The sequence below is a fragment of the Algoriphagus locisalis genome (genome assembly GCF_900116615.1).
Classification (GTDB): Bacteria; Bacteroidota; Bacteroidia; order Cytophagales; family Cyclobacteriaceae; genus Algoriphagus; species Algoriphagus locisalis.
Map to the genome: position 1 here is coordinate 241,937 of NZ_FPBF01000008.1, position 25,793 is coordinate 267,729.

At 41.8% G+C, this 25,793-nt stretch carries 23 protein-coding genes and 1 tRNA gene; 11 read left to right on the plus strand and 13 right to left on the minus strand.

Annotated elements, in window-relative coordinates; genetic code table 11:
• The first annotated feature begins 104 nt into the window (after positions 1 to 104).
• From BM386_RS20260 to BM386_RS20290, 8 genes are all read left to right on the plus strand, one after another.
• Positions 105 to 317 (plus strand): hypothetical protein, encoded by a 213-nt coding sequence (locus tag BM386_RS20260; RefSeq protein ID WP_091697536.1) that lies wholly within the window; start codon positions 105 to 107, stop codon positions 315 to 317.
• Positions 314 to 1,726, plus strand: a complete 1,413-nt coding sequence (locus tag BM386_RS20265) for a sodium:solute symporter family protein (protein WP_091697537.1) — start codon at positions 314 to 316, stop codon at positions 1,724 to 1,726. Before BM386_RS20260 ends, BM386_RS20265 begins: the two co-directional genes overlap by 4 nt.
• A complete protein-coding gene (locus BM386_RS20270; protein ID WP_091697539.1) occupies positions 1,716 to 3,095 on the plus strand; it encodes a glycoside hydrolase family 88 protein in 1,380 nt (459 codons plus the stop codon). The genes BM386_RS20265 and BM386_RS20270 overlap by 11 nt, the downstream gene beginning before the upstream one ends.
• Positions 3,092 to 4,537 (plus strand): oxidoreductase, encoded by a 1,446-nt coding sequence (locus BM386_RS20275; RefSeq protein ID WP_091697540.1) that lies wholly within the window; start codon positions 3,092 to 3,094, stop codon positions 4,535 to 4,537. The genes BM386_RS20270 and BM386_RS20275 overlap by 4 nt, the downstream gene beginning before the upstream one ends.
• A complete protein-coding gene (locus BM386_RS20280; protein ID WP_091697542.1) occupies positions 4,534 to 5,304 on the plus strand; it encodes a 3-ketoacyl-ACP reductase in 771 nt (256 codons plus the stop codon). The genes BM386_RS20275 and BM386_RS20280 overlap by 4 nt, the downstream gene beginning before the upstream one ends.
• A gap of 71 nt (positions 5,305 to 5,375) precedes the next feature.
• Positions 5,376 to 5,597 (plus strand): DUF433 domain-containing protein, encoded by a 222-nt coding sequence (locus tag BM386_RS20285; protein ID WP_091697544.1) that lies wholly within the window; start codon positions 5,376 to 5,378, stop codon positions 5,595 to 5,597.
• 145 nt (positions 5,598 to 5,742) lie between these two features.
• The gene (locus BM386_RS24165; RefSeq protein ID WP_425285318.1) at positions 5,743 to 5,931 is read left to right on the plus strand and encodes a DUF5615 family PIN-like protein; all 189 of its coding nucleotides are present in this window, start codon (positions 5,743 to 5,745) and stop codon (positions 5,929 to 5,931) included.
• A 28-nt stretch (positions 5,932 to 5,959) separates the two neighbouring features.
• A complete protein-coding gene (locus BM386_RS20290) occupies positions 5,960 to 7,063 on the plus strand; it encodes a Gfo/Idh/MocA family protein (protein WP_091697646.1) in 1,104 nt (367 codons plus the stop codon).
• A 28-nt stretch (positions 7,064 to 7,091) separates the two neighbouring features.
• On the opposite strand, the gene BM386_RS20295 is transcribed toward BM386_RS20290, so the two are convergent.
• The 5 genes from BM386_RS20295 to BM386_RS20315 all read right to left on the minus strand — a co-directional run bounded on the left by BM386_RS20295 (position 7,092) and on the right by BM386_RS20315 (position 13,019).
• A complete protein-coding gene (locus tag BM386_RS20295) occupies positions 7,092 to 7,835 on the minus strand; it encodes a 3-keto-disaccharide hydrolase (protein ID WP_425285319.1) in 744 nt (247 codons plus the stop codon).
• A 162-nt stretch (positions 7,836 to 7,997) separates the two neighbouring features.
• The gene (locus BM386_RS20300) at positions 7,998 to 8,894 is read right to left on the minus strand and encodes a diacylglycerol/lipid kinase family protein (RefSeq protein WP_091697546.1); all 897 of its coding nucleotides are present in this window, start codon (positions 8,892 to 8,894) and stop codon (positions 7,998 to 8,000) included.
• 4 nt (positions 8,895 to 8,898) lie between these two features.
• Positions 8,899 to 9,864, minus strand: a complete 966-nt coding sequence (locus BM386_RS20305) for a phosphatase domain-containing protein (RefSeq protein ID WP_091697547.1) — start codon at positions 9,862 to 9,864, stop codon at positions 8,899 to 8,901.
• Positions 9,865 to 9,973: 109 nt separating this feature from the next.
• Positions 9,974 to 11,026 (minus strand): M42 family metallopeptidase, encoded by a 1,053-nt coding sequence (locus BM386_RS20310; RefSeq protein ID WP_091697549.1) that lies wholly within the window; start codon positions 11,024 to 11,026, stop codon positions 9,974 to 9,976.
• Positions 11,027 to 11,135: 109 nt separating this feature from the next.
• Positions 11,136 to 13,019, minus strand: a complete 1,884-nt coding sequence (locus BM386_RS20315) for an amidophosphoribosyltransferase (protein WP_091697550.1) — start codon at positions 13,017 to 13,019, stop codon at positions 11,136 to 11,138.
• 434 nt (positions 13,020 to 13,453) lie between these two features.
• Between BM386_RS20315 and BM386_RS20320 the strand changes: the two genes are divergently transcribed.
• Positions 13,454 to 14,860, plus strand: a complete 1,407-nt coding sequence (locus tag BM386_RS20320) for a sigma-54-dependent transcriptional regulator (RefSeq protein WP_091697552.1) — start codon at positions 13,454 to 13,456, stop codon at positions 14,858 to 14,860.
• On the opposite strand, the gene BM386_RS20325 is transcribed toward BM386_RS20320, so the two are convergent.
• The 7 genes from BM386_RS20325 to lepA all read right to left on the minus strand — a co-directional run bounded on the left by BM386_RS20325 (position 14,857) and on the right by lepA (position 22,354).
• Positions 14,857 to 17,385: a hybrid sensor histidine kinase/response regulator gene (locus BM386_RS20325; protein WP_091697554.1), complete on the minus strand. Its 2,529-nt coding sequence runs from the start codon at positions 17,383 to 17,385 to the stop codon at positions 14,857 to 14,859. The genes BM386_RS20320 and BM386_RS20325 overlap by 4 nt on opposite strands.
• A gap of 45 nt (positions 17,386 to 17,430) precedes the next feature.
• Positions 17,431 to 17,973: a DsrE family protein gene (locus BM386_RS20330; RefSeq protein ID WP_091697647.1), complete on the minus strand. Its 543-nt coding sequence runs from the start codon at positions 17,971 to 17,973 to the stop codon at positions 17,431 to 17,433.
• A 76-nt stretch (positions 17,974 to 18,049) separates the two neighbouring features.
• Positions 18,050 to 18,592 carry a HEPN family nuclease gene (locus BM386_RS20335; protein ID WP_091697555.1) on the minus strand — a complete coding sequence of 181 codons (543 nt, stop codon included), beginning with the start codon at positions 18,590 to 18,592 and terminating at the stop codon, positions 18,050 to 18,052.
• A 254-nt stretch (positions 18,593 to 18,846) separates the two neighbouring features.
• Positions 18,847 to 18,930 (minus strand) — tRNA-Leu (locus BM386_RS20340).
• A gap of 185 nt (positions 18,931 to 19,115) precedes the next feature.
• Positions 19,116 to 20,000 carry a bifunctional 5,10-methylenetetrahydrofolate dehydrogenase/5,10-methenyltetrahydrofolate cyclohydrolase gene (locus BM386_RS20345; protein ID WP_091697557.1) on the minus strand — a complete coding sequence of 295 codons (885 nt, stop codon included), beginning with the start codon at positions 19,998 to 20,000 and terminating at the stop codon, positions 19,116 to 19,118.
• A 60-nt stretch (positions 20,001 to 20,060) separates the two neighbouring features.
• Positions 20,061 to 20,423, minus strand: a complete 363-nt coding sequence (locus BM386_RS20350) for a four helix bundle protein (protein WP_091697558.1) — start codon at positions 20,421 to 20,423, stop codon at positions 20,061 to 20,063.
• Positions 20,424 to 20,560: 137 nt separating this feature from the next.
• The gene (gene lepA, locus BM386_RS20355) at positions 20,561 to 22,354 is read right to left on the minus strand and encodes a translation elongation factor 4 (RefSeq protein WP_091697560.1); all 1,794 of its coding nucleotides are present in this window, start codon (positions 22,352 to 22,354) and stop codon (positions 20,561 to 20,563) included.
• Between the two features lie 175 nt (positions 22,355 to 22,529).
• Here lepA and BM386_RS20360 point away from each other — a divergent pair, with 175 nt between their 5' ends.
• On the plus strand, positions 22,530 to 23,069 hold the full coding sequence (locus BM386_RS20360) for a DUF4924 family protein (protein WP_091697562.1): 540 nt from the start codon (positions 22,530 to 22,532) through the stop codon (positions 23,067 to 23,069).
• Positions 23,070 to 23,079: 10 nt separating this feature from the next.
• Positions 23,080 to 23,790: an endonuclease/exonuclease/phosphatase family protein gene (locus tag BM386_RS20365; protein WP_091697564.1), complete on the plus strand. Its 711-nt coding sequence runs from the start codon at positions 23,080 to 23,082 to the stop codon at positions 23,788 to 23,790.
• Between the two features lie 38 nt (positions 23,791 to 23,828).
• Here BM386_RS20365 and BM386_RS20370 read toward each other — a convergent pair whose 3' ends face one another.
• Positions 23,829 to 25,760 carry an AAA domain-containing protein gene (locus BM386_RS20370; protein WP_091697565.1) on the minus strand — a complete coding sequence of 644 codons (1,932 nt, stop codon included), beginning with the start codon at positions 25,758 to 25,760 and terminating at the stop codon, positions 23,829 to 23,831.
• Positions 25,761 to 25,793: the final 33 nt, after the last annotated feature.

The following is a 25,793-nucleotide window of genomic DNA, read 5'->3' on the forward strand; positions in this document are numbered from 1 at the left end:
ACACCACAGGTTAGTATTAAATAAGATAATTGCTATTTTAAGCCGATCTTAAAACTATTTTTAGGTAAATCCCGAAATACACAAAATAACCTTAACCTATTCCCATGAAATCCAAACAATGGAAAACTCTAGTGCTTGCTGTAATTGTCTTGACAGTGGGTGCTTTTCTCTTTTTATTTAAAGAAAACAAACTTGAGCCTACCTTAGCAGGCATCCCATTCGTCTTTTGGAGTGGTCTCCTGATCACTATCCTGGTGGTTTTCGCCACATTTTTGGGATCAAAATTCTTTCCATTTGAAGATCCGAAGAAGCAATGATTGGATGGTTAATATTCTTCTTCACGCTGTTCCTAGCCATGCTAGGCTATGCGTCCTATAGATCCTACAATAAAGAAAGAACTTCCGACGATTTCATTTTCGCTGGTTCAAACATTGGGACAATTTTAGGCTTTCTGACCTTCTCCGCTGCATTATTCTCCGCATTTACCTTTATGGGAATGCCGGATTTCTTCCGAACTCATGGTGTCGGCGCGTGGATTTTCTTGGCATTATCAGATGCGTTGATGGTGTTTTTCCTAATCTGGTTTGGATACGCGCTTCGCAAAAGAGCTACAATAAATGGATACAAAGGGGTTGCCGGGCTGATGAAATCCTGCTACAAGAATTCATTCGCTGGCTACCTTGTTTTCGCCAGTGCCTTTCTCTTTTTGATTCCTTATGTGGCAATTCAAATTCGGGGAATTTCCATATTCTTGGATGCAGCTTTCCCTGACATGCTGCCTTACTGGTCATGGTCGGCACTGTTGGTGTTCATCATGCTGATTTATTCAGAAATCGGCGGACTGAAGGCTATCGTTTACAGTGACGCTATTCAAGGCGTGATCATGTTGACGGTGATTTGGATTATTGGGGTGACCTGTCTCCAAATGAGTGGAGGACTGGAGTCAGGCTTGGCAAAAGTATCTGAAACCAATGCTGATTTACTCACTTTGCCTGGACCAAAAGGCTTATTCACTTCGCCATTCCTAATCGCTTCTGCAATAGCAATTGTATTGATACCCGTTTCCCAGCCGCAGTTTACTACCCGTTTGGTGGTGATGAAAAGTCTGAAGTCTGTTCACAGAATGGCCTATGCAGTTGGGATTTTCGCAATTCTGGTGATTTTGCCTACAGCATTTATTGGACTTTATGGAGCAATCAAATATCCAGATGCAAGTACTGCGGACTTCTTGACAAATGCATTACTATTTGATCAGGCGGTTCCTGTTGCAGCATTAGCTGTAGTAGGTTTATTTGCCGCTTGTCTTTCTACTACGAACGCCCAGATTTTCGCCCTAGGCACGGAGCTTAGATCTATGCTTTCTGGTTCAGACAAATCAAACATGCGGATCACAAAGATTTCAATTCTGGTATTCTCGTTAATCGTTTTGGTATTCTCCACTTATATGAGTGATGAATTGGTTTTGCTGGCAAGAGTAAGTTTCGCTGGCACTTCCATGATCGCTCCGGTGGTTTTAGGGGCCGTAATGTTCAAAAACCCGCCAAAGGAATTGATCTGGCTTTCCTCTCTTGCATTGATCACTTTCGTATCGTCACTTTTGGGAATTATCCCTAGTGTCATCGCAGGATATCCACTGGATTTCTTAATGTATTGCGTACTCTTTGTTATCACTCTTATCCTGATGCTTCGTCATCATTTGGCTCAAAAAACTACTCATGAAGCTTGATTCTAACATTTCAATCAATAGCCTGGAACAGCCCCTGAAGAGATTTTGGGAGCTTTCAGGACAAAAAATAAATTTAATAGAGTCATCATTCGACACTGCGAAAGGCGCTCCTGTTTTTACGGAAAAAGGAAAATATGTCACACGTGGCTGGACTGAGTGGACTCAGGGATTCCAATATGGAGCAGCGATCCTGCAATTTGATGGAACAGGAGATGAGCAGTTTTTGAAAATCGGCCGCGACAACACCTTGAACAAAATGGCTCCTCATCTTACCCACACGGGTGTTCATGATCATGGATTCAATAATGTCAGCACCTATGGAAATCTGCTTCGCTTAATTGAAGAAGGAAAAATCGAAGGAGCTGATTGGGAGAAAAACTTCTATCAACTCGCGCTAAAAGTTAGTGGAGCGGTGCAGGCAATGCGTTGGACGAATACGATTGACGGAGGCTTTATTTACTCTTTCAACGGGCCACATTCATTATTTGTAGATACCATCCGCTCTTGTCGGACTTTGGTGGTCTCGCATGGATTAGGGCATGTTTTGCAAGGCGAGAATGATAAGCGAATCTCCCTCATCCAGCGAGCAATTCAGCACATTCTCAGTACTGTCAGGTATTCTATTTTCTATGGAAATGGAAGAGACACCTATGATATTTCAGGTCGCACTGCACATGAAATTATCTTCAACACCAACGATGGAAATTACCGTTGTCCAAATTCTCAGCAAGGATATACCGGTTTCAGCACTTGGACCCGGGGCTTAGCTTGGGCTATTTGCGGTCTTGGCGAAACGTTGGAAATTCTGGATAAAATAGATGAAAGTGACTTTGCAACAGTAATTTCAAAAGATGAACTCGTGGCAGAACTTACTAAAGCTGCGATAGCGACAACTGATTTTTATCTTGAAAATACTCCAACGGACGGTATTCCATATTGGGATACGGGAGCACCGAATCTGCATAAAATGGGTGATTACCTCAACGAGAAATCAGATCCATACAATGCCTATGAGCCGATAGATTCTTCTGCTGCTTGTATTGCTGCGCAAGGATTTATCCGAATTGGAAATTGGCTGAAAAGCTCAGATCAGGCACGAGCAGAAAAGTACATTCAAGCAGGGGTTCAAATTGCCAAAAACCTATTTAATGAACCTTATCTCTCCACAGATCCGGAACATCAAGGATTGATTTTGCACTCCATCTACCATCAGCCAAATGGCTGGGATTATCGTCCTGACCCAAACAAAGCGCCTTATGGAGAGTCTTGCATGTGGGGTGATTACCATGCCCGTGAATTGGCATTATTACTTCAGCGCATGCAAAAAGGCGAGACCTATTACAGTTTCTATAATTGCGTAAGCCAATGAGTACTGGAAAATATAAACCTCAATACCCGAGAGTAGCCCAACTGAAAACCGGTAAAAACCTTCGTGACCACCTGAGCAAGGAAGGGATTTCTATGGGTTTTGACGAGGAACTAAAGACGGGAGAGAACTCTCCTTTTGCGAAAGCCCATACTACACGAGCGGGCAACACAATTGGAAATGCATTCTGCATTCTGCCGATGGAAGGCTGGGATGGAACCACCGATGGCAAACCTACCGAACTCACAAAAAGACGATGGAAGAACTTTGCGATTTCCGGCGCAAAACTATTATGGGGCTGCGAGGCAGTAGCGGTGCAGCCATCTGGAAGAGCCAATCCCAATCAGCTCATGATCAATGAGCAAAATCTGGGTGACTTTGATGCACTCTACAAAATGCTTGAGCATGAGCACAAAGCAGCTTTTGGAAACGCTGATGATCTCCTCACAGGCCTGCAACTCACACATTCCGGGAGATTTTGCAAGCCGAACAGCAAAACCAAAATGGAGCCGAAGATTCTCTATTCCCATCCAGTTTTAAATAAGAAATTTGGGCTAGCGGAAGACTATCCACTCATGACTGATGGAGAAATCTCCGAACTGATTGATGCGTATGTGATCGCAGCTGTTCGTGCTCAAAAGACCGGATATAAGTTCGTGGACATCAAGCACTGTCATGGATATTTGGGACATGAGTTCCTCAGTGCCTATGATCGTGAAGGGAAGTATGGAAAATCCATAGAAAACCGTACACGCTTTATCCGGGAAATTGTATCGGGAATTAGAGCTGAAGCACCTGGTTTGGAAATCGGTGTTCGCATGAGCATTTTCGACTGGGCACCATTTAAGCAGGGGCCAGAAGGAACTGGTATTCCAGCGACAGAAAGCCCTTATAAGTATGCATTTGGCGGCGACGAATCAGGAACCAGTGAAAATCTATCTGAGTCTTTTGAATTTCTCAAAGAACTGGAAAAGCTGGATATAGAACTGCTTTGCACCACAGCTGGCAGCCCTTACTACAATCCACATATTCAGCGCCCCGCACTTTTCCCACCATCTGATGGCTACATGCCGCCAGAGGATCCGTTACATGGTGTAGCAAGACAAATCTCCGCCGTGAATGAAGTAAAAAAGGCTTTTCCAAGTTTTTATGCTGTGGGATCTGGCTATTCTTATTTGCAGGAGTGGCTACCCAATGTGGCTCAACATGTATTGGAAACAGGAAAAGCAGATTCAATCGGCTTAGGCAGAATGGTTCTTAGCTATCCAGAATTGCCGTCAGACGTTTTGGAAGGCACTACGATGAAGCGGGCAAAAATCTGCCGTACCTTCTCAGATTGCACCACCGCTCCGAGAAATGGAATTATTTCAGGCTGTTTTCCACTGGATCCTTTTTACAAAAAAATGGAAATACACGAAACCCTTAAAACGATCAAAGCATCATGAGTCGAGTAGCATTAGTGACAGGTGGGTCACGGGGAATTGGCTTAGGAATAGCCCGAAAACTTGCCGAAGCAGGAATAAACTTAGCTATCAATGGCGTTCGTGAAGAGGCAGATGTCAGAGAAGCCTTGGAAGAATTGAAAGGATTCGGTGTACGGGTAGAGTACTTGCAAGGGAACATTGCATCCCGCGAGGACCGTAAGGCAATCGTTGAAGGGTTGTTGGCGAAATTTGGTAAAGTCGATATTCTGGTAAACAATGCCGGAGTAGCGCCTAGAACTAGAAGCGACTTTTTTGATGTCACCGAAGAAGACTATGACCACCTGATGGAGATCAATCAAAAAGGCACATTTTTCTTAACTCAAGCTATCGCAAAATGGATGGCTGATTTGAAGAGAACGAGTCCTGAAACGGAACTCTCGATTGTAAACATCACTTCTATTTCGGCTTCAGTTGCCTCCACGACCCGATCGTCCTATTGCATGTCTAAGTCTGCTTTATCCATGCTTTCTAAGGTTTTGGCAGTGAAAATGGCGGAATTTGATATTCCTGTTTACGAAATCCGACCTGGAGTAATTGAGACTGATATGATAGAGAAAGTCCGGGAGACTTATCATCAAGGAGTAAAAAACGGCATGACACTGGAGCGCAGAATGGGTGTTCCTGAAGATATCGGAAAAGTGGTCACAGCTTTAGTGAAAGGAGATCTCCCCTATTCCACTGGTCAGGTTATTTGTGTAGATGGTGGGATGACTATCGCTAGGATGTAATCAAAGCTTAGTCTCAAACAACATCGCGACCATTTCGTAGATATTGTTATCTGATTTAACGACATTTAGCTATGGAAATCAATAAGTATATCGAAATCAATCCTAGCAAACGCTTTGGGAAACCTTCGATTATAGGCACTAGAATCTCGGTGGCTGATGTATTAAACTGGTTGGCCAACGGGATGACAAAAGAGGAAATTATTTCTGATTTTCCAGAGCTCTCCCTAGAAAGCATAAATGCCTGCCTGTTCTTTGCCGCAACTAGAGAAAAACAATTAGGAATTGCATCATGAAGCTTTTGTTCGACCAGAACATTTCCTACAAATTGTAAAAAGGCTTTCAGACATTTACCCCGAAGCAAAACAAGTACGGCACTAAGGGATTGAAGGCTTTTCAGATCGGGAATTATGGGAATTTGCAAGGAAAGAAGAATACATAATAGTCTCTTTTGATGCAGATTTCTACCATTTCTCAATTGTGTGGAAACACCCACCCAAAATCATTTGGATTCGATCAATCGATCAAACTACTCAGGAAATTGAAATATTAGTTAGAAAACACCAGCAAGATATTGCATATTTTAATGCTGACCTTGATCTTTCCTGCCTAGAAATTATTGGCAATTAAAATCAGCTTATATATTTTACCTTCCACCATGAAAACCCACCTTGTTTTAAGTCTATTCCTTTTAGCACTAACTTTCAGCCCTTCTTTTGCCCAGCAGAAGCGAACCAAAATCGGAGTAGCGGGTCTGACTCATGGGCATGTAGGATGGATATTGAATGCGAAAGATCGGCAAGATTTAGAAATCGTTGGTATAGCTGAGCCCAATCGGGAATTGGCAAAACGTCTAACAGAGCAACATGGAATTTCTATGAACTTAGTTTTTAATAGCATGGAAGAGATGCTTGAGAAAACTAAACCTGAGGCTGTGACAGCTTTTGGAAATATCTTCGATCACTTAGCCGTAGTTGAGGCTTGTGCGCCAAAAGGCATTCATGTGATGGTGGAAAAGCCTTTAGCGGTGAGCTTCGATCACGCACAGAAAATGAAGGCTCTTGCCGAAAAACATAACATACATCTAATCACAAATTACGAGACCACTTGGTATCCCAGTACTTTTAAAGCGTATGAAATCCTAAAAAGCGGTGAAGTCGGCAAGCTGCGCAAAGTAGTGGTTCGTGATGGACATAAAGGTCCGAAAAACATCGGAGTAGGTGAGGAATTCTTGGAATGGCTAACTGATCCAAAATTGAATGGCGGTGGAGCGATCATCGATTTTGGGTGCTACGGAGCAAACTTGGTGACTTGGCTGGAAAATGGAAAACGGCCTAAATCTGTAACTGCTGTGACCCAACAGCTTCAGCCAGAAAATAATCCAAAAGTAGATGATGAAGCCACAATTATTTTGAACTATGAAGATTCACAAGCAATCATTCAAGCTTCATGGAATTGGCCAATCGGGAGAAAAGACATGGAAATCTATGGACTAACCGGCGCAATCTATGCTGAGAATCCAACTGACGTCCGTGTCTTAAATGCTGAAGGATATTCTGGATTTGAAGAAACAGAATACAAGCTGGAGTATCAAAACACTCCCTTCGAAGATCCTTTCACACTGTTCTTAGCGGTGATTAATGGCGAACTCACGCTGGATAAATATGCTTTACCATCCTTAGAAAATAACATGATCGTGGTGGAAATTCTGTCCGCAGCTATTGAAAGTGCGAAGACTGGAAAGACGGTTTATTTAAAGTAGGGGCGAATAATTATTCGCCCCTACGCCCCTACAATTCTTTAATCTTCAAATTCTTAAACACCACGCCCTGACCTTCGCTCTGCAAACCAATATATCCTTCGGTCAGCGCTTTGCCATCTTCTTTGTATTTAGGATCAAAGTTATTAGCAACTCCACCGCCAATCTGAGGCTTTGTGTATTGTAAAACGGTATCTCCATTTACCATATGGATGACCAATGAGTCACCATAAACGATCAAATCAGCCTTTACCCACTCATCCCATTTGAATGTAGGGGAGGTGGAATTGATGCAATGTCTCGGATCCTTTTCCCCTTCGAAAAACACATCAGTACCCGGCGAGCACATATTGCCTGTTGGACGAGCAACACCTTCTTTCTCTTCAGCCAGCATTTGCCATTCTACAGAAATAGGCCAATCCTGCTCTTTCAGAATCGTCTCTGGAGCTTGAGAATGAAACATCACCCCACTATTTCTATAAGTATAGCTCGCAGCATCTTCTAACCACTGATCCGTGAATCGATATTCCCATGTCATATGGAAAGCTGAGTAAGGTTTCCTATAAAAAAGGTGTCCATATCGATCATTGAACCCCTCGTTATAATCATCGTAATTCACTTCGATCGCAGCATCGACTACACGAAAAGTATTTTGGTAATTATCTCCAGATTCATGATGGTAGATTTTCGGCGTCCACCCTTCCAGGTTTTCACCGTTGAACATATCAATCCATTCAGATTTCGATTCCTCGATTGCTTGAACCTCGGCTTCCATAACCTCTTCTTTCTTTGAATTGCAGGAAATCAATAAGCTTCCCAAAATGGAAGCGAATAATACATGTTTTAGCATAGGGGTAAAAGTTGATGTAAAAAGATACGAGGTAAGTTAAGGATTTCTGTTCTTTTAAAAATCAGTTTGGGATGAGTGCACTTAACCTTATGAAGTTTGGCAGGCTTTGAAAGATTTCCCTGTCAAAAACTTAAAAGCGTGTTTTTCAATTGTTGCCGTAACTGTTTCTGGGTGATTCATCATTTCACCATCAATCTGAAATTCCGCTCCTTCTAAATTGTCGATCTGACAACTGGACACGCTCCAGGTCTTTACTCCTTCTAATTCATCCAGATCTCCATTCATGAATGCCATAGTCATCTTCACATAATCCTCAGCTGTCTCAGGATTGAGAGCAATCACTTCAAATTTACCGTCGTCCATCACTCCTTTGCAATTGACAATGGCACCGGTGCCATATTGATCTCCATTGGCTATCACAATCATTTTTGAGGTGATATCCAGGTTTTCATCATCTAGCTTCAACCTGAATTTTTTGGATTCTGAAGTAAATATCTCCGAAAGAGAATTTTTCACGTATCCGAACATTCCCCTTGAGTCATCCTCCTCAAACTTCTTGATCAGATTGGCATTCATCCCAAAATCCGCGAGATGAAGACAAAGCTCACCATTGATATAAATCGCATCAATAGCACGAACCTGAAAATCACGGACCGCTTCCCAAGCATCCGAAATCATTTCTATTCCCATACACTTGGCCAACCCGTTGGCTGATCCCATCGGAACAATCACCAAAGGCACATTTTGATCTTTCAAGCTTTTGGCGACCATCTTCACAGTGCCATCGCCCCCTCCTATCAAAACTAACTCAGGTTGATATTTTTGAAATTCGCTCAACACCAACTCCTCATCATTTTCTCCAGTAGTTTCCACCAAGTATGCTGTATAGCCAGGAACCTTTACTTCAAGCATTTCCTTAATCTCATCTCTATCGTAGTCAGTTGAACCAGATATTGGATTAAACACAAAAAGACAATTCTTCATATTCTTATTTAAGGCTAAATTTTTCTTCTAAAATCTGCATAGCTTCTTCGGAGCTTTCTATAAAATGAAAATTCCCTGAAGAAATAATAGGATCGAGTTTTTCTCTTCGATCAGGATCAAACTCTCCTACTAAGCGAATAAAAACTCCCCTCACTCGGTTAGGATACCGTTCTATTACCTCCGCATAGATCTCTGGATCCTCCTGACCGCTGTCTCCAATGAGATAGAAGGACATTTCAGGATAAAGGGTAAACAACAACTCGATTTTTTCGAATTTGTGATTATGGCTGCCCCCACCAGATTTCCAGATGTTTTTCAGATTAATATGCTTGTCTTTCAGCAAAATCGGTCCTTCGGGGATATGGCGAAAACGCAGAAAATCCTTGATCAAGTCAAATAAGGACCAGTCACTGCTGGAAACATAGAATATGGGTTTCAAACCATTTTCTGTAATCTTATTGTAAAAGCCAGACACTCCGGGAAGAGGTCTTCGGGTGAAAGCATTTTTGGATATTGATAACCAAAACTTCTTACCTATATCAGTAGAATGGGAAATGATTATGGTGTCATCAATATCTGAAATCACGCCTGTCTCCCCCTCATACCGAACAACTTCCAGATGGGCAATTTGAGATTTCTTAGTAGCAGGTTCTAATACCTGAAAAGTCACAATTTCATTAAATTCTTCTTTGGGTTTGCTTTCCCCAATATGTAACTCAAAAACCCCATCTTCATCTGTAGCGACTACGTAGTTTTTCTCTTGAAAAGTGATTTCAACTTTAGCCATAGGAACGGATGAACCCGAGTATCTCCTGATAGCTGATAAGATATTCTTTAGCCAACTGTTTCTAGACGAAGGTCTCTTTTCCCTATAGGCTTTTATCACCCTGCCTTTTATAAAAACGACATCACTATTGCCGATCGCCAAAAATGGTTCAACAATAATTTTGTCACGCTTCACTAATGCCATACAGAAAATTGATCGTTGGTTCTACCCTTTTAAATCAAAAACCAGGCTGCCTTAGCTTTTGGAAAAAAATGAGCCCTTTGGAAGTCGAATTCCAAAGGGCTTAGTATGATTAATGCTTCCAGTCGTAACCATCTACTTGCTCCAGACAGGCTTTCAGCAAAGCAATGGAGTCAGCAATATCCTTTTTGTGGGCCATTTCGATCACTTGATGTAAATGTCGGGTAGGAATGGAAATCGCTCCGGCTATTGCACCTTGCTTCCCCATTCGCTGCACGCCTGCAGTATCTGTTCCTCCTGCTACAAGGATCTCCGGTTGCCAGGAGATCGAGGCTTTGTCGGCAGTTTGCTTCATAAATTCCACCATACGATAATCACAAATCGTCATTGCATCCATAATCTTGATTGCCGTTCCTTTGCCTAATTCTGTCACTTTTTCATGAGCCTGAGCTCCTGGCACGTCAAAAGCAATCGTCGTATCCAAGGCTATTCCAAAATCCGGGTTAATGCCATGCGCGGCAACATTTGCTCCTCGCAATCCCACCTCTTCCTGCACGGTGAAGGTAGCATAGACATCATAGGCAGGGTTTTCCAATTGCCGAAGGGTTTCTATCAGGATAAAGACAGCGACTCTGTTGTCAATAGACTTACAGTTCACGCAGTCTCCCATTTCTATCAGTTCCCGGTCTCTGGTCACCGGATCACCTACAGCTATGTATTTTTCAACTTCTTCTTTGGACATGCCTAAGTCTATAAAAAAATCTGTGGTCTTAGGAAGCTTGGTTCGCTCCTCAGCAGACATCACATGGATAGGTTTGCTGCCCATCACTCCCACCAAATCCTTTTTGCCGTGTACGATTACCCTCTGGGCAGTGAGTGTCTTTGGATCAAAGCCTCCCAGCGTATGAAATCTCAAAAAGCCATTATCATCTATATGTGTCACGATAAAGCCTATTTCATCCATGTGTGCTGCCACCATTACCCGCTTTCCATCTGGATTTCTCTTTCCTTTTTTGATGGCGATGACGTTACCTATGTTATCTACTTTGACTTCATCTACCAGTGGAGTGACCAGCTCAATCACTAAATCGCGGACTCTTTTCTCAAATCCGGGCGCACCGGCAATTTCACAGATTTGCTTTAATAGGGGTGTGTTTATGTCCATTTTGTAGTTTTTTCTTCAGAAGTGAAATTAAGAATTTGAAAATTATTGGCACTAAAAAAGGCACAGAGAATATATCCCATGTGCCTTTAAATATTGAGTTTATATATTCTTAATATGCTCTCACCGTCTTACCCTCCATGTAATTCACAAAAGACTTATTCACTACTCTCATTCCTCCGGTCGTAGGGTAATTGCCTGTGAAATACCAGTCTCCAAGGTGATCTGGACAGCATTTATGCAGATTCTCCACCGTTTGGTAGATCACCTGAACCTCAGCTTTGATATCCTCATTTGTAACGATTTCAGATATTTTGGCTGAAATCTCATCGTCAGTAAATGCATTGTAAACACCCTTCACAAAGTTTTCTGTGGAGTATGGAGCCGCTACACAGGACTCATAAACCTGATCCAAGGTGTTTTCTATTTTACGCTCTTTCAACAATGCAAGTGCAGCTCTGAAAGCAATAAACTCCTTCATCTTTGACATATCTATGCCGTAGCAGTCAGGGAATCTAATCTGAGGAGCTGAAGAAACAATGATTATTCGTTTTGGTTTTAGCTTATCCAAGGTGGTCAGAATGCTTTTCTCTAGCGTAGTTCCACGAACGATACTGTCATCAATCACAACAAGTGTATCGATCCCAGATTTGATCACCTCATAGGTCGTGTCATAGACATTGGCTACAATAGAATCCCGGTCGTCGTCATTGGTGATGAACGTTCTCAGCTTCACATCTTTGCTTACGAGCTTCTCTACTCTAGGGCGGAAATTCAACAACTCATCCAAATCCCCCATGTGTGGCTTTCCATCAACGAAAACCTCACGTCTTTTGGCAGCCAAATAATCCTCCAAACCTTCAATCATACCTAAAAACGCTGTTTCAGCGGTATTTGGAATGTAAGAAAACACGGTGTTTTTCAAGTCAAAATCAATTGCTTTCAGGATCTGAGGAATCAAAGCTTTACCTAGATTCTTTCGCTCCTGATAGATATTGGGATCGGTACCTCTGGAGAAATAGATACGCTCAAAAGAGCAGGACATCTTTTCTCTGGCAGGCATAATTTCCGACTCATCATAGGAGCCATCTTTATTGATCACCAAGGCATGGCCTGGCTGGATTTCCTTGATGGAGTTAAAGTCTATATTGAAAGCAGACTTGATCGCAGGCTTCTCTGAAGCAACCACAATCACCTCATCATCAGCATAATAATAAGCCGGACGTATGCCGGAAGGATCTCGCACTACGAAAGAAGATCCATTTCCTACGATTCCAGCCATGGCATATCCACCATCAAAATCCCTACAGGATCTTCTCAGGATTCTCGCCATGTCCAACTCGTCTTCGATCACCTGAGTGATCTGCTCATTGGAGTATTGATGCTTGTATTTATCAAATATGCGTTGGTTTTCCTCATCCAGAAAGTGGCCGATTTTCTCCATCACAGTGACGGTATCGGTTTTTTCTTTGGGATGCTGACCTAGCTGAACGAGCTTGTCAAAAAGCTCTTCCACATTAGTCATGTTGAAGTTACCGGCCATCACGAGGTTACGGCTTCTCCAGTTGTTTTGCTTCAGAAAAGGGTGGCAGGTTTCTATGGAATTCTCGCCATGTGTACCATATCTGAGGTGACCAAGCCAAACCTCACCTGTAAAAGCGGTATTTTCTTTCAACCAATTCCCATCAGTAAGTGCATCATGGCCACCGATTTTCTTGGCTTTTTTATACTTCCGGTTGATTTTATCAAAGATATAATTGACCGCAGAAGGTTCGATGGATCTGTATCTACTGATGTATCGGGTTCCTGGCTTAGTGTCAATTTTGACATTGGCGACTCCTGCGCCATCCTGTCCTCTATTGATTTGTTTTTGCATCAAGACATAGAGTCTGTTAGAGGCAAAAGCTGCTGTCCCATATTTATCGATGTAATACTGGGCAGGTTTTCGCAATCTAATCATTGCTATGCCGCATTCGTGTTTGATGGCGTCACTCATAGAGTCTGGCAAATGTTATTTTGAAGAATCAAAGGTAATTGTTTTCTGGAGATATTTTGAGCAAAATAAGTTCTCTTTGCTTCCTAAAAATTTGGCAAAACCTTCCTATTTTGATTTACCTCAAATTTTCTTTCTTCAATCCTACGCCTTGTTTTTGTTAGCAAATTGACCAAAGTCGCCACAGCTTTTTCTTTCTTTTTTCTCCCAAATCCAGCCTATCTCTCCCAAATCCTTGTTGGCACAATCATAGCTAGATAGTTAGGTGAAGGGAGTTTGGGACAATTCCCTCTGTATTTCCTTCTAAATCATAGACCAAAAAACACTTTCCCCTCGGGAGAAAAAACAACAATAGTTGCTCAATCCCTAAAGTAAAAATGCATCGGGCACTTGTCTGGTGCTTTTTTTGTTAACTAGCTCTACAAAGAAAGTAATTCATGAAGCGCATATTATTAGTAGAAGATGACCTGACTTATTCCAGGATCGTTAAGACTTTTCTGGAGAAAAACGGATTTACTGTTCAGACTGCCGTGAAAGTCAAGGAGGCACAGCAACTATTTAGCAACTCCAAATTCGATTTGATCATAGCCGATTTCAGATTACCTGATGGTACTGGCATGGAACTGCTTCAATGGTCTAAAAGCAATTATCCTCAAACTCAGGTGATCCTCATCACCCATTATTCTGATATACGAATTGCCATCAAAGCGATGAAACTCGGAGCTTTTGAATACATCACCAAGCCGATCAATCCTGATGAGCTTCTCTCAACGGTAAAAGAATCTCTCTCTGCCAAAGTCTCCGACCTTGCTTCCCCAGATACCGCTACAGCTCCAACAACCTCATCTGCTAAGAGTAAGGTGAAAAGCAGTTATGTAGTAGGCAGTTCTGCCGAAGCTGAAAAACTCGAAAAACATATCCAGCTGGTCGCACCAACTGACTTAAGCGTATTGGTACTTGGAGAAACCGGGACGGGAAAAGAGTTTATCTCTCGAAGAATTCATGATTTTTCCACCAGAAAAGACGGAGCATTTATTGCGATAGATTGCGGGGCATTACCCAAAGAACTCGCAGGTAGTGAGCTGTTTGGACATGTTAAGGGTGCTTTTACAGGAGCCCTGGAAAATAAAACCGGTCATTTTGAAATGGCAAATGGTGGAACAATTTTCCTGGATGAAATCGGCAATCTAAGCTATGATGTACAAATACAATTATTGCGGGCCATTCAGGAAAGAACGATCCGGAAAATCGGGGGAAATAAAGAAATTCAAATCGATGTTAGGATCATTGCAGCAACAAATGACAACCTGATTCTGCAGGCTGGTGATGGACATTTTCGTGAAGACCTCTATCATAGACTCAATGAATTTACCCTGAGTGCTATCCCGCTAAGAAGTAGAAAAGAAGATCTCGAAGATTTTGCAGGTCAGTTCTTAGAAGAAAGTAACGAGCGTCTAGGGAAAAGTGTGAAAGGATTTTCACCGGAAGTGTGGGAAATTTTCCTTGCTTATGATTGGCCAGGAAATCTTCGTGAATTACGAAACATCATCAAACGCGCCGTTCTTTTGACCGCTGGATCCCATGTAGAGAAAGAATCTTTACCCGCCGACTTGTATGAGCCTTCTGCCAGCCTAGTTGGCTCAAATGGTAATCCATACGCCATTACAGGCAAAACTGACATGCTTTCTCCGAAAGATTACAAATCCCAATGGGTAGAGCAAGAGAAAGAATTGATTCAAAAAGTATTAATGGACACCAAGTTTAACAAGTCCAAAACTGCCCGAATTTTAAATATGGATCGTAAGACGCTTTACAGCAAAATGGAAAAATACGGACTGGACTAGCCCTGCAAGTCTGCGGTCTTTTCGATGGTCTCGGTAAGTGCTTTCAACAAGATGTTGATTTCCTCATCCAGTTGATTTAGCGTATCACCGAGACCATTTTTATTGCCTATTTTCAAACTGTTTTCCACCTTTCGGGCAGTGTGTCCGGCATTACTTTTTATCTGACCTAAACGACTTCCTAATTGATGGCAAATCTCTAACACCTCCTCAAAATCATCCTCCAGCCTAGCCTTTTTCAAATTATTGAGATCCTTTCTTGTCTCGACCACCAGCTCCCGTACAATATCTTGGAGCAGTAATTCATCCCCCATACAGAATCTGGCCAAATCTTTCAACTGAAATAAGCTAGTGTCGGACTCGCTTATTTTATGGCTTAAAGGTGTTTCCTTCACGACATGATCTGGGAAAAATTTACCTAAGCACTCAATTAACACCCGCTCTTGGAAGGGCTTGAAAATAATCTCAGTAAAGCCACTTTCCATCATTTTCTCCCGCTCCTCCACAAAGACATTCGCAGTCATCGCCAAAATAGGAATCCCCTTATATTTATCAATAGAGCGTAGCTTTGCCACAACATCAAAACCTGAAAACTCAGGCATCTGAATATCCAGTATAGCCAGGTCAAAATCGATGGCTACAAACTCATCCCTAAAATTCACGCCTCCTGGATAAGCGATAACAGAAGCTCCGAAGTAACTGAGGATAGTTTCCAAATACCTGATTCCTACTTTATCATCATCTACCAGTAGGATTTTCAACCCAGAAAGATCTATACTGGCTATTTCATCCGGGTTAAACTCCACACGCTGCGATTCTGTGGCCACCATAGGCAACTTCACCAGCATACGGGTACCTTCTTTCTCTACACTGCTGGCAGAGATTTCTCCTCCCATCAGATGTACCAAACGCTGAACTATGGCTAATCCCAGTCCAGTCCCGCCATATTTCCTGGAAATCGAGGTGTCTGCTTGGTCAAATTCCCTAAACACTTTTTCTAAGACAGCGGGAGACATTCCTATGCCTGTGTCCTTTATCTCTACAGTCAGTACATTTTTTACCCAACGCACATTTACACAGATTGAGCCTTCAGAGGTGAATTTAAAGGCATTGCTCAGCAGGTTATTCAATATCTGCTTCAGTCGAAGTTGATCTCCGATTAGCCACTTACCCTCCGGCAGATCCAACTCCCATTCAAACCCGACTTTCTTTTCCCCTGCCTGAAGCTCAAAGAAACTTTGTAAGGAAGAAAAGAGTGATGCCGGATCGAAAGGACTTGCCTCCAACTTTAATTTCCCTGCTTCCAACTTTGAAAAATCGAGTACCTCATCTACGATTTCCATCAGCGTGTCTGAAGCAAATCCTATCATTCTCAAATGAGCTTGCTGACCGGAGTCCAGTTCTGATTTCTCCAATACTGATCTGTAGCCCTGAATCACATGGAGGGGATTACGAATCTCATGACTCATATTGGCCAAAAACTCCTGCTTTGACCGGGCTAACTGTTCAGATTTCTGTCTTGACACTTCGAGGTTTTCCTGATACTTCTTGGTAACCCGGATCTCTTTCAAGATAGAATAAACCATGACCGCTGCACCTATCACTGCCAGCACCACAATCATAATCAAGAAATAGGTCATATCGTAGGTCAACTGATAGGCAGAGTCATTTTGGCTATCAGACTTTTCCAGAGCCCGCTGCTGAAGTGTGCTAACCAGACTTTGTATCGTATTGATGATTTTACTTTGGCTGATGGAAATATCGGCTTCCATAGTGGCAAGTTTCTGCCGCTGGTATGCCTCCTCACGATTGACTCGATCAATGACGCCTTTGATATTATATAGTACACTGTCGAGGGTTTGCCCAGACGGCAAATTGGAATTCCTCAAGTTTTGTTTTTGTAATTCCCTGAGAAAAGCAATTGATCTATCATCTTCATTGGTAATGATGGTCTTTTGCGGCGCTTGGCTCGATTTTACTTCCTGACGAGAGGAGATCTCCTCTTCCAGTTCATTAAATAAAGAAGCTTTTGGATTAATCTTTTCAATTGGCTGTTGCTCAAGACTGGCTGCACGCCTTCTGATCCCCAACTCCACTTTATTCAGCGCTTCTTGGGTAAAATTGCGATTTGCCAAACTAGTTTTGACCTCATACAAATTGATATAACCTATAATAAGGGTATCCAGGTTGGTTTTGACGCTTTGTATGTAACTGTTTTCGAGGGAATCTTCGGCCAACAAAGCCAAATCCTGAAGCTTTTGCTTGAGTGATACTATACTTGAATCCTGAACTCTAAAGTCGGAGTCTATTCCAGAATGATCGAGTTGGGTGATTCGAATTATTTCAGACTGGAGTTCATTGAGAAGGTTTAGTTTTTGATTTGGCGAAGCCAGCTCCTTCATGGTATCAAGAAGCCGATTTTGCGTATAATAAGTCAACCCTGCCATTCCGATCAGGAAAATAGCGGCGATAAAAAAGCCAGTAACGACTTTCCCAGCAGTATTGGAACTTGGGGATTTCTTTTTCATTAAAAACACATTACCCCATGAACCAATAATTATTCCAATTGGGGATTAAAATTTCAAGACCGTATAGCCCTTGGGAGCATAGGTAGTCACGGTGGTCAAAGCCGAAAGAGCTACATTTATCCCATCATATAAATCAGATTTCTGCAGGTTTCTCGCTCTCATCGACTGACCACAAACGAGAATTTCTGCGCCTGCGGCCTCCAGTGCTTTATACACCGGAATATTCGGATTATCTGTATTGTAACGCTTTTGATATGCTTCATTGCTCATCACCGTAGCAATCGCACCACCATGGACCACCACTTTCACATGCATACGGTCCTTGGAAACACCCGCAAGGCCATGAAGATTCATCATTCGCGCCACATTGTCCACCCAGCGACTGATCTGATCATTATTTTCAGCACCAGTTGACAAGTCAACCAAGACATAATAATCCAAACTTCCATCTGGCCTCTCGGTAGCATCCGACACTTCATAGATCCCCCCAAACCCCTTAACTAGCGGAAATTGGGCATCCTGAGCATTGGAAAACTGGGTAGCAAAAAAAGCAAAGCAAAAGATAGCCGAAGCGAATAATCGTATCATAGGTGTGTATTTAAGCTGAAAATGTAAGGAAAATATTGAGGAGGAAGGATGCCGATGGTGGAAAAAGGTTGCTTCTTTAAGAATTTGGGCCATTTCTACTATTGGTCTGCAATTGCCCTAAATATCTCCTGAAAATATTTTGAAGCTGTTCTAACAGATACCCCATGCTACTTAAGGGCAAAATTATTTCACATATTCTAGAAGCACTTTCATTCTTATCTAAAAAATTTACAGACACATTGGGTTCAAATGTTACTCTAGCGTGCGCAACAGAATTACGGATATGTCTCACAAAATCAATAGACTCCGAATCAGACTCATAGGTAGAAGAAGCTTTAAGTTTGATTAAATCAATAAATTTATTCAAATGATCAAACTCAGCAGGATATTGATTTTCTAGCAATTGTTTAGGCATTACTAACATTGCATATAAAGTCATTAGTAATGCACCCTGATTATCAACTTGAATTTGTTTTAAGGAGTTTTTTATTAATGGATCTCCAAATTTCATTTGGTCATAATAATCTGAACCCAAGAAATTATTATTCTTTAATTCAACCAACAAAACTGTAGTAAAATGAGCTTGAATCAGCAAATTATCTTCTTGGGAAAGAGTCATAACTATTGATTTTAAATTCAATGACAATATAGGCTTATAAGGAAACATATAATTACTTTTTATGTCATTCAATAGATAAATCTCATTATGTCGCTCATTAATTTAAACAAGTCCAGCTTCTGGAAAAGCAGGACAACTCTGTGACCTCTGCGAAAAACTCTGCGTCCACTGCGGTAAAAAATAACAAAACCTTCGAGGTTTCTAAAACCTCAAAGGACACAAAAAAAGCCCTGAATTGCTTCAGAGCTTAATTGTGCGCACGAGAAGATTCGAACTTCCACACTACTTAAAGCACCAGCCCCTCAAGCTGGCGTGTCTACCAGTTTCACCACGTGCGCGGTCAACAGTCTGCAAAAGTATCAGACTTGCCTATTCCAAGCAAACCCAATTCAAACCTTTTGCATTTATTTTCTTTGGGATTACTCCAATGCCTCTATTCGTGCCTGTCATGCCACTAGGCAGATCTCACGAATGGATAAAGACTTTGCCTCTGTTCGTGTCTCACGAACAGAACAACCCTCTACTACCCGTAAACTTTCTTCTCAGCTGACAAAAGCGTATTGTAAAGTAAGGATGCAATTGTCATTGGTCCTACTCCACCCGGAACTGGTGTGATCGCTGAAGCAATTTCAGAAACTTCCTCAAACTTCACATCCCCTACCAATCTGAAACCTGATTTCTTGGTAGCATCTTCTATTCTGTGGATTCCCACGTCGATTACTACAGCTCCTGGCTTCACCATATCGGCAGTAACAAAATGAGGTTTCCCTAACGCCACAATCAAAATGTCGGCAGTTTTAGCAATCTCAGAAAGATTAGCTGTTCTGCTATGTGTCAAGGTCACTGTAGCATTTCCAGGATAACCATTTCTAGCCATCAGAATACTCATTGGGCTTCCCACGATATGAGATCTACCGATCACCACGCAATGCTTGCCTGAAGTCTCGATCTCATATCTTTTCAGTAATTCTACAATTCCGTAAGGAGTAGCCGCAACATAAGCCGGCCAGTTGAGTGCCATACGTCCAACGTTTGCTGGAGTAAATCCATCTACGTCTTTCTCCGGCTTGATCTTATTAGTAACTTTCTCTACAGATATATGCTTAGGAAGTGGAAGCTGCACTATCAAACCATCGATATCAGCATTCTCATTAATATCCTCCACTACTTTTAAAAGTTCTTCTTCAGAAACATTGTCTTCCAATCTCACCAAGGTTGATTCAAAACCACATTCTCCACAGGCCTTCACTTTTGCATTCACATAGGTCTGACTTGCTCCATCACTTCCCACTAGAATAGCTGCCAAATGTGGAGTTTTTCCTCCTTCAGCTTTAATTTCCGCTACGCGGGTAGCGATTTCAGCTTTGATTTCAGAGGATGTTTTTTTACCGTCGATGAAAATTGCCATGTTTTATTATTTACAGATTCAACCTTCGATATTTAGCATTCGAAGTTCGCCATTCATTATTCAATTTCTATTACGTTCAGCAGTCCCAACACTTTTGACAAATATTGAAATCAGCTGATTGCATTCATTTTGAAGACTTACTATTGTTTCACTTTCATGATGAAGTCTAGCTTTTTCGATAATCTTGATTGCTACACCACTTTCCCTGAGTTCTTTCAAGACTATTTTCATCTTATGAATAAAATCTTTTCGAGATTCTCCAGACTGTGCTTCACCGTAATTCAAAGCGGGTGAAGTTCCACTTCTTAGAAGCTGATTTGCCATATGATTTCCAGCTTTTGAATTTACCATAGAATCAGTAAAAGCAATAATAGCTGCAGCAAATTCGATTAATCGGGCTTCTAAGTCATACTTTCTTTCCATGGTACTCAGATATAGTGTTGAATTCTATTACTTCAGTATTTGAAATTCATCATTTAACATTCGATATTAATTTTTTAATAATGAATGTCCAATATTGAATAATGAATGTTGAAGATCACAAACCCCGCAATCAAATCTTAATCAAGCTTAAGTACCGCCATAAACGCCTCCTGAGGCACCTCGACGTTTCCGACTTGTCTCATTCGCTTCTTACCTTTCTTCTGCTTTTCCAGAAGTTTTCGCTTGCGGGAAATGTCACCTCCATAACACTTCGCCAATACGTTTTTACGCATTGCCTTTACTGTTTCTCTAGCGATAATTTTCTGTCCGATAGCTGCCTGAATAGCGATTTCAAACATTTGACGTGGAACCAATTCCTTCAGCTTTTCACACAATCTTCTTCCCCAGTCGTATGCTTTATCTCTGTGGACTACCGCAGACAAAGCATCTACCGGCTCACCGTTCAACATCACATCCAGTCTCACCATGTGTGAGATTTCGTATCCTTTCAATTCATAATCCAAAGAAGCATATCCTCTGGAAATGGTTTTTAGCTTATCAAAGAAATCAAATACAATCTCAGCCAGCGGCATATCGAAAGTCAATTCCACACGTTCAGCAGTAAGGTAAACTTGGTTTTTGATCTGACCACGTTTATCCATACAAAGGGTAATCACAGCTCCCACATATTCTGAGGCCGTAATGATTGATGCTTTCACATAAGGCTCTTCAATATGCTTCATTCGAGTTGGATCTGGCATATCGGAAGGTGCATTGATAATCTGGTATGTATCGTTGGTCATGAGTGCTTTGAACTGCACAGAAGGCACAGTCGTAATCACAGTCATATCAAATTCACGCTCTAATCGCTCTTGGATGATCTCCATGTGAAGCATCCCCAAGAATCCGCAACGGAATCCAAAGCCCAAAGCCATGGAAGTTTCCGGTTCCCAAACAAGAGATGCATCATTCAGCTGAAGCTTCTCCATGGAATAGCGAAGTTCTTCGTAGTCGGTAGTCTCTACAGGATATATACCTGCGAACACCATCGGCTTTACGTTTTCAAAACCCTGAATCGCTTTATCACAAGGCCTTTTAATGTGGGTAATCGTATCACCCACTTTAATTTCTTTGGCAACTTTCACCCCAGAGATCAGATAACCTACGTTACCGGCGCTCATGGTTTGCTGAGGAATTTGGTTTAGTCCCAAAATCCCGATTTCATCCGCTTCGTATTCTTTCCCGGTATTGACAAATTTGATCTTGTCTCCTTTACTGAAGGTACCATTGAATATTCTGAAGATTACTTCTACCCCTCGAAATGGATTGTAAACCGAGTCAAAAATCATCGCTTGAAGCGGTGCGTCTGGATCTCCAGTGGGTGCAGGAATTCTATTCACCACAGCTTTCAGGATATCATCGATACCAATACCTGTTTTGCCGGAAGCCAATATAATATCTTCTCTATCGCAACCGATCAAATCAATCACCTCATCAGCAACAGATTCTGGATCAGCGCCAGGAAGGTCAATTTTATTGAGAACAGGTATGATTTCCAAGTCATGACCTAAGGCCAAGTATAAGTTGGAAATCGTCTGCGCCTCAATTCCTTGGGAAGCATCCACGATAAGTAAAGCACCCTCACAGGCTGCAATTGATCGGGAAACTTCGTATGAAAAATCTACGTGTCCTGGCGTATCAATCAGGTTGAGCGTGTAAACCTCACCCTCATGAGTATATTTCATTTGGATCGCATGAGACTTGATCGTGATACCACGCTCCCGCTCCAGATCCATATTATCCAACAACTGATTCTGCATATCCCGGTCAGCGACCGTCTGGGTTTCTTGCAGCAATCGATCCGCCAGTGTACTCTTCCCATGATCAATATGGGCGATGATACAGAAATTCCTTATTTTTTTCATATCCATTCTGGGCGCAAAAGTAGTAAATAACTAGGAGATAAGAGAATTTTCAAACTCAATGATCAAGTTTCAAATTCAATACTCAAACTTGAACACACTGTAATGGTTCACTTGAAAATTGAATATTGCTGATTGAAAATTGAAAATTTTCCCAACTTTACAGTTTAATAAACCAGTACAAATGCAGTCAGTAGCCGAAAACAAGAAGTCAAATAACATCGCAGAATACATCATCTATATGTATCAGATGGAGGATCTGATCAGATCTTATCAAGGAAATGAAGAAGAAATCAAAACTTTCGTAGTAGAGAAATATCCCGTTTCAGAGGATGAGAAAAAGCAGATAGCCGAATGGTATTTAGGACTGCTAGACCAAATGAAAGGGCAGGGAATTCTGGAAAAAGGGCACTTGGAAGAATTGAAAACACTGGTTTCCGAACTTGCACAAATCCACTGGAATCTATTAAAAACTGATCCGACATATTTTGAAGCGTATGGCAAAGCCAAGCCATTTATCCTCGAAGCTGTGCTACAAGCAGAAGGCGAAGATCTGGGCAATGAAATTCAAATCTGCCTGAATGGAGTTTACGGGCTGCTGCTCTGCCGACTGCTGGGTAAAAAAGTCTCCGATGAACAACTGAAGTCAGCAGATGCTTTCGGAAATATCCTCAGTACGCTGAGTTTTCATTATAAAGTGAAGAATACGATTTCGAAGAATTAGATTGAAAAATATGAAAATTGTCACATGGAATTGCAATGGCGCATTTAGAAGGAAATTCAACTTCATAGACAAATTCGATGCTGATATCTATGTAATTCAAGAATGTGAAAACCCTATAGAATGCAATCATCCTGAATATGCTTATTGGGCAAAAAATCACCTCTGGATTGGGGACAGTAAACATAAAGGGGTTGGGATTTTCGTGAAAGGTGATATTACGCTGGAAAAACTTGAATGGTCTACTATTTATAAAGACCATTCAGTAAAGCATTTTTTACCTTGTCTTATTAATGGAAACATTCAGCTTATTGCTGTTTGGGCTCATTCAAATAACTCTCCAAATTTTGGTTATATAGGTCAGTTTTGGAAATTCATTCAGTTGCATAAATTTAAATTCAATGAGATTCTTATTGCTGGAGACTTCAACAGCAATGTGAGATGGGATCAGTGGGATCGCTGGTGGAACCATTCAGATGTTATTCGAGAATTGCAGGAGAGAAATGTTGACAGTCTGTATCATTTTTATTTCGGCGAGCAACAAGGAACAGAGCAACAACCCACTTTTTTCCTTCAAAGAAATCTTAATAAACCTTATCATATTGATTACATATTTGGAAGTTCATCATTGAGGGATAAACTCCAAAAAATAGAGATAGGAAAAATTGAAAATTGGATAACTATTAGTGACCATCTTCCAATGATTGGTGAATTCTCACTTTAGAATTTCACAATCTTCAAATCTTCAAATCTTCAAATCTTTCAATCCGTCAAAAACTCCCACACACTTCTATACCCCTCATTTCTCTCAACATACTGAAGTAAGTGATCAAAAAATTGGTTCTGAGCAAGTGTGCTGCTATCACCAATTAGTACCAGTTTCCGCTTTGCTCGGGTCAAAGCGACATTCATTCTACGCGTATCCGAAAGAAAGCCTATCTCTCCTTTTTCATTGGAGCGAGTAAGTGATAGCATCATCAGATCACGCTCCTGCCCTTGGAAACCATCTACTGTATCAATAGTAATCTGCTCTTTTACTGGCTGCAAATTCGCATAATCCTCAGCATCAAAAATCAAGGCCCGCAATCTCCTCACCTGCGCTCCGTATGGCGCAATCAGACCGATTGTCCAGTCATTTCGCAGGAAATCCGCCACTCCTATTTTCCCCATCAGGTCATTCAAGTAGTTGGCTGCGAATAAGGCTTCCTCTGGGTTGAAAGTACTCAAACTCTCGGCCTCTTGCTGATCTGTATATCCGGCACCGGCAGTGTCGATCCATTCTAAGGCACGCTCTTCAGTTGGGAAACGATGTGCTTTCGCACTTTCATCGGCTATTAATTTGCCTTGATAAAACTGCTCATTAGAAAAGCCCATAATTACTTCAGGCATTCGGTATTGCACTTGTAGCATTTGGGCAGCAGCAGGTTTTCTGGAAATCACCTTTTCAAAAAGTGTCTCCGCCAAACCATCTTTACCAGCCTGATAAGACTTGATCGTAGGAGGAAGTTGGAAGTGATCCCCAGCGAACACCACTTTCTTTGCTTTCAAAATTGGGATCCAAGTTGCCGCTTCCAATCCCTGTGCAGCCTCGTCTATAAAAACCACATCAAACTCCATCCCTTTCAAACTATAAGACGAAGCGCCTACAAGCGTGCTGGCAAAAACCTTTGTCCGCTGAAAAATATCGTACTGTATGTATTCTTCCAGTGATTTGGATGCCTCCCGCAGTCGGGAAACTTCTGCATACATCAATTTTCGTTGAGCTCGCTCCTCGTGGCCAAAGTTCCGCTTGTACTGCTTGGCAAGTTTCAGGTATTGATCAGTTTCCTTGCGCAGCTTTTTGAGATCACGGTAACTCGTATGAAAAGCGGTTTTGGCATCCAAAGTCTGGTTCAGAATCTTCTCCTCCACCCGCGCCGGATGACCAAGACGCAAGGTTTCAATTCCTCGATCGATTAACTTTTCCACCAACAAATCCACCGCAGCATTGCTAGGTGCGCAAACCAAAATCGACTCTCCTGCAATCACCGAATCCTGAATCGCCTCGATCAGCGTGGTTGTCTTTCCTGTACCCGGAGGTCCATGAACTACTGCCACATCCTTGGAATTTGCGATGAGTTCGCAGGCTTGGTTTTGGGAAAAATTTAGGTTGGCTTTGGGCGCAAGTTGCTTTCCTGAAAACTGTGGTGCTTTTTCTCCCAAGAGAATTTCTTTGAATTCTTCTACACGTTTATTTTCACCCGAAATCACTTTTTTCATAGCAAACTCCATTTCCCGATAGCTTGCTTCATCAAAAAGTAGATCCACACCTAGCCGACCTCCTTCCATCCAATCAGGAATTTCATCTGCCTGAAGGGTAACCATCATCGTGTTATACCGCACAAAATTGATGACCCCATTCACCCGGTTTTCCGCGCTTTGGTAACTTTCCTGCGTAGTGAAAAAGGACACGGATTTGCCTGAACCAAAGGACGAAGGATGATTAGAATCAGAGCGCTCTATTTCTACTAGGAGGCGTTCTCCCATTCCGATTTTACTCTTTTTTAGGTGAACGGGATGCCAGGTAATTCCTGCATTTTTCTTGTCTGCAATAGAGGAATTCAGAAATTTCTGTTTGTATTGGGCGAGATCTTCCTGCCATTCCAGTTTCAAAAGTTTCAGACCTTTCTTTAATTCCTCAGTGACTTTGTCCATCAATGTGTATTTTAGGCGAAACTAAGCAAAAGC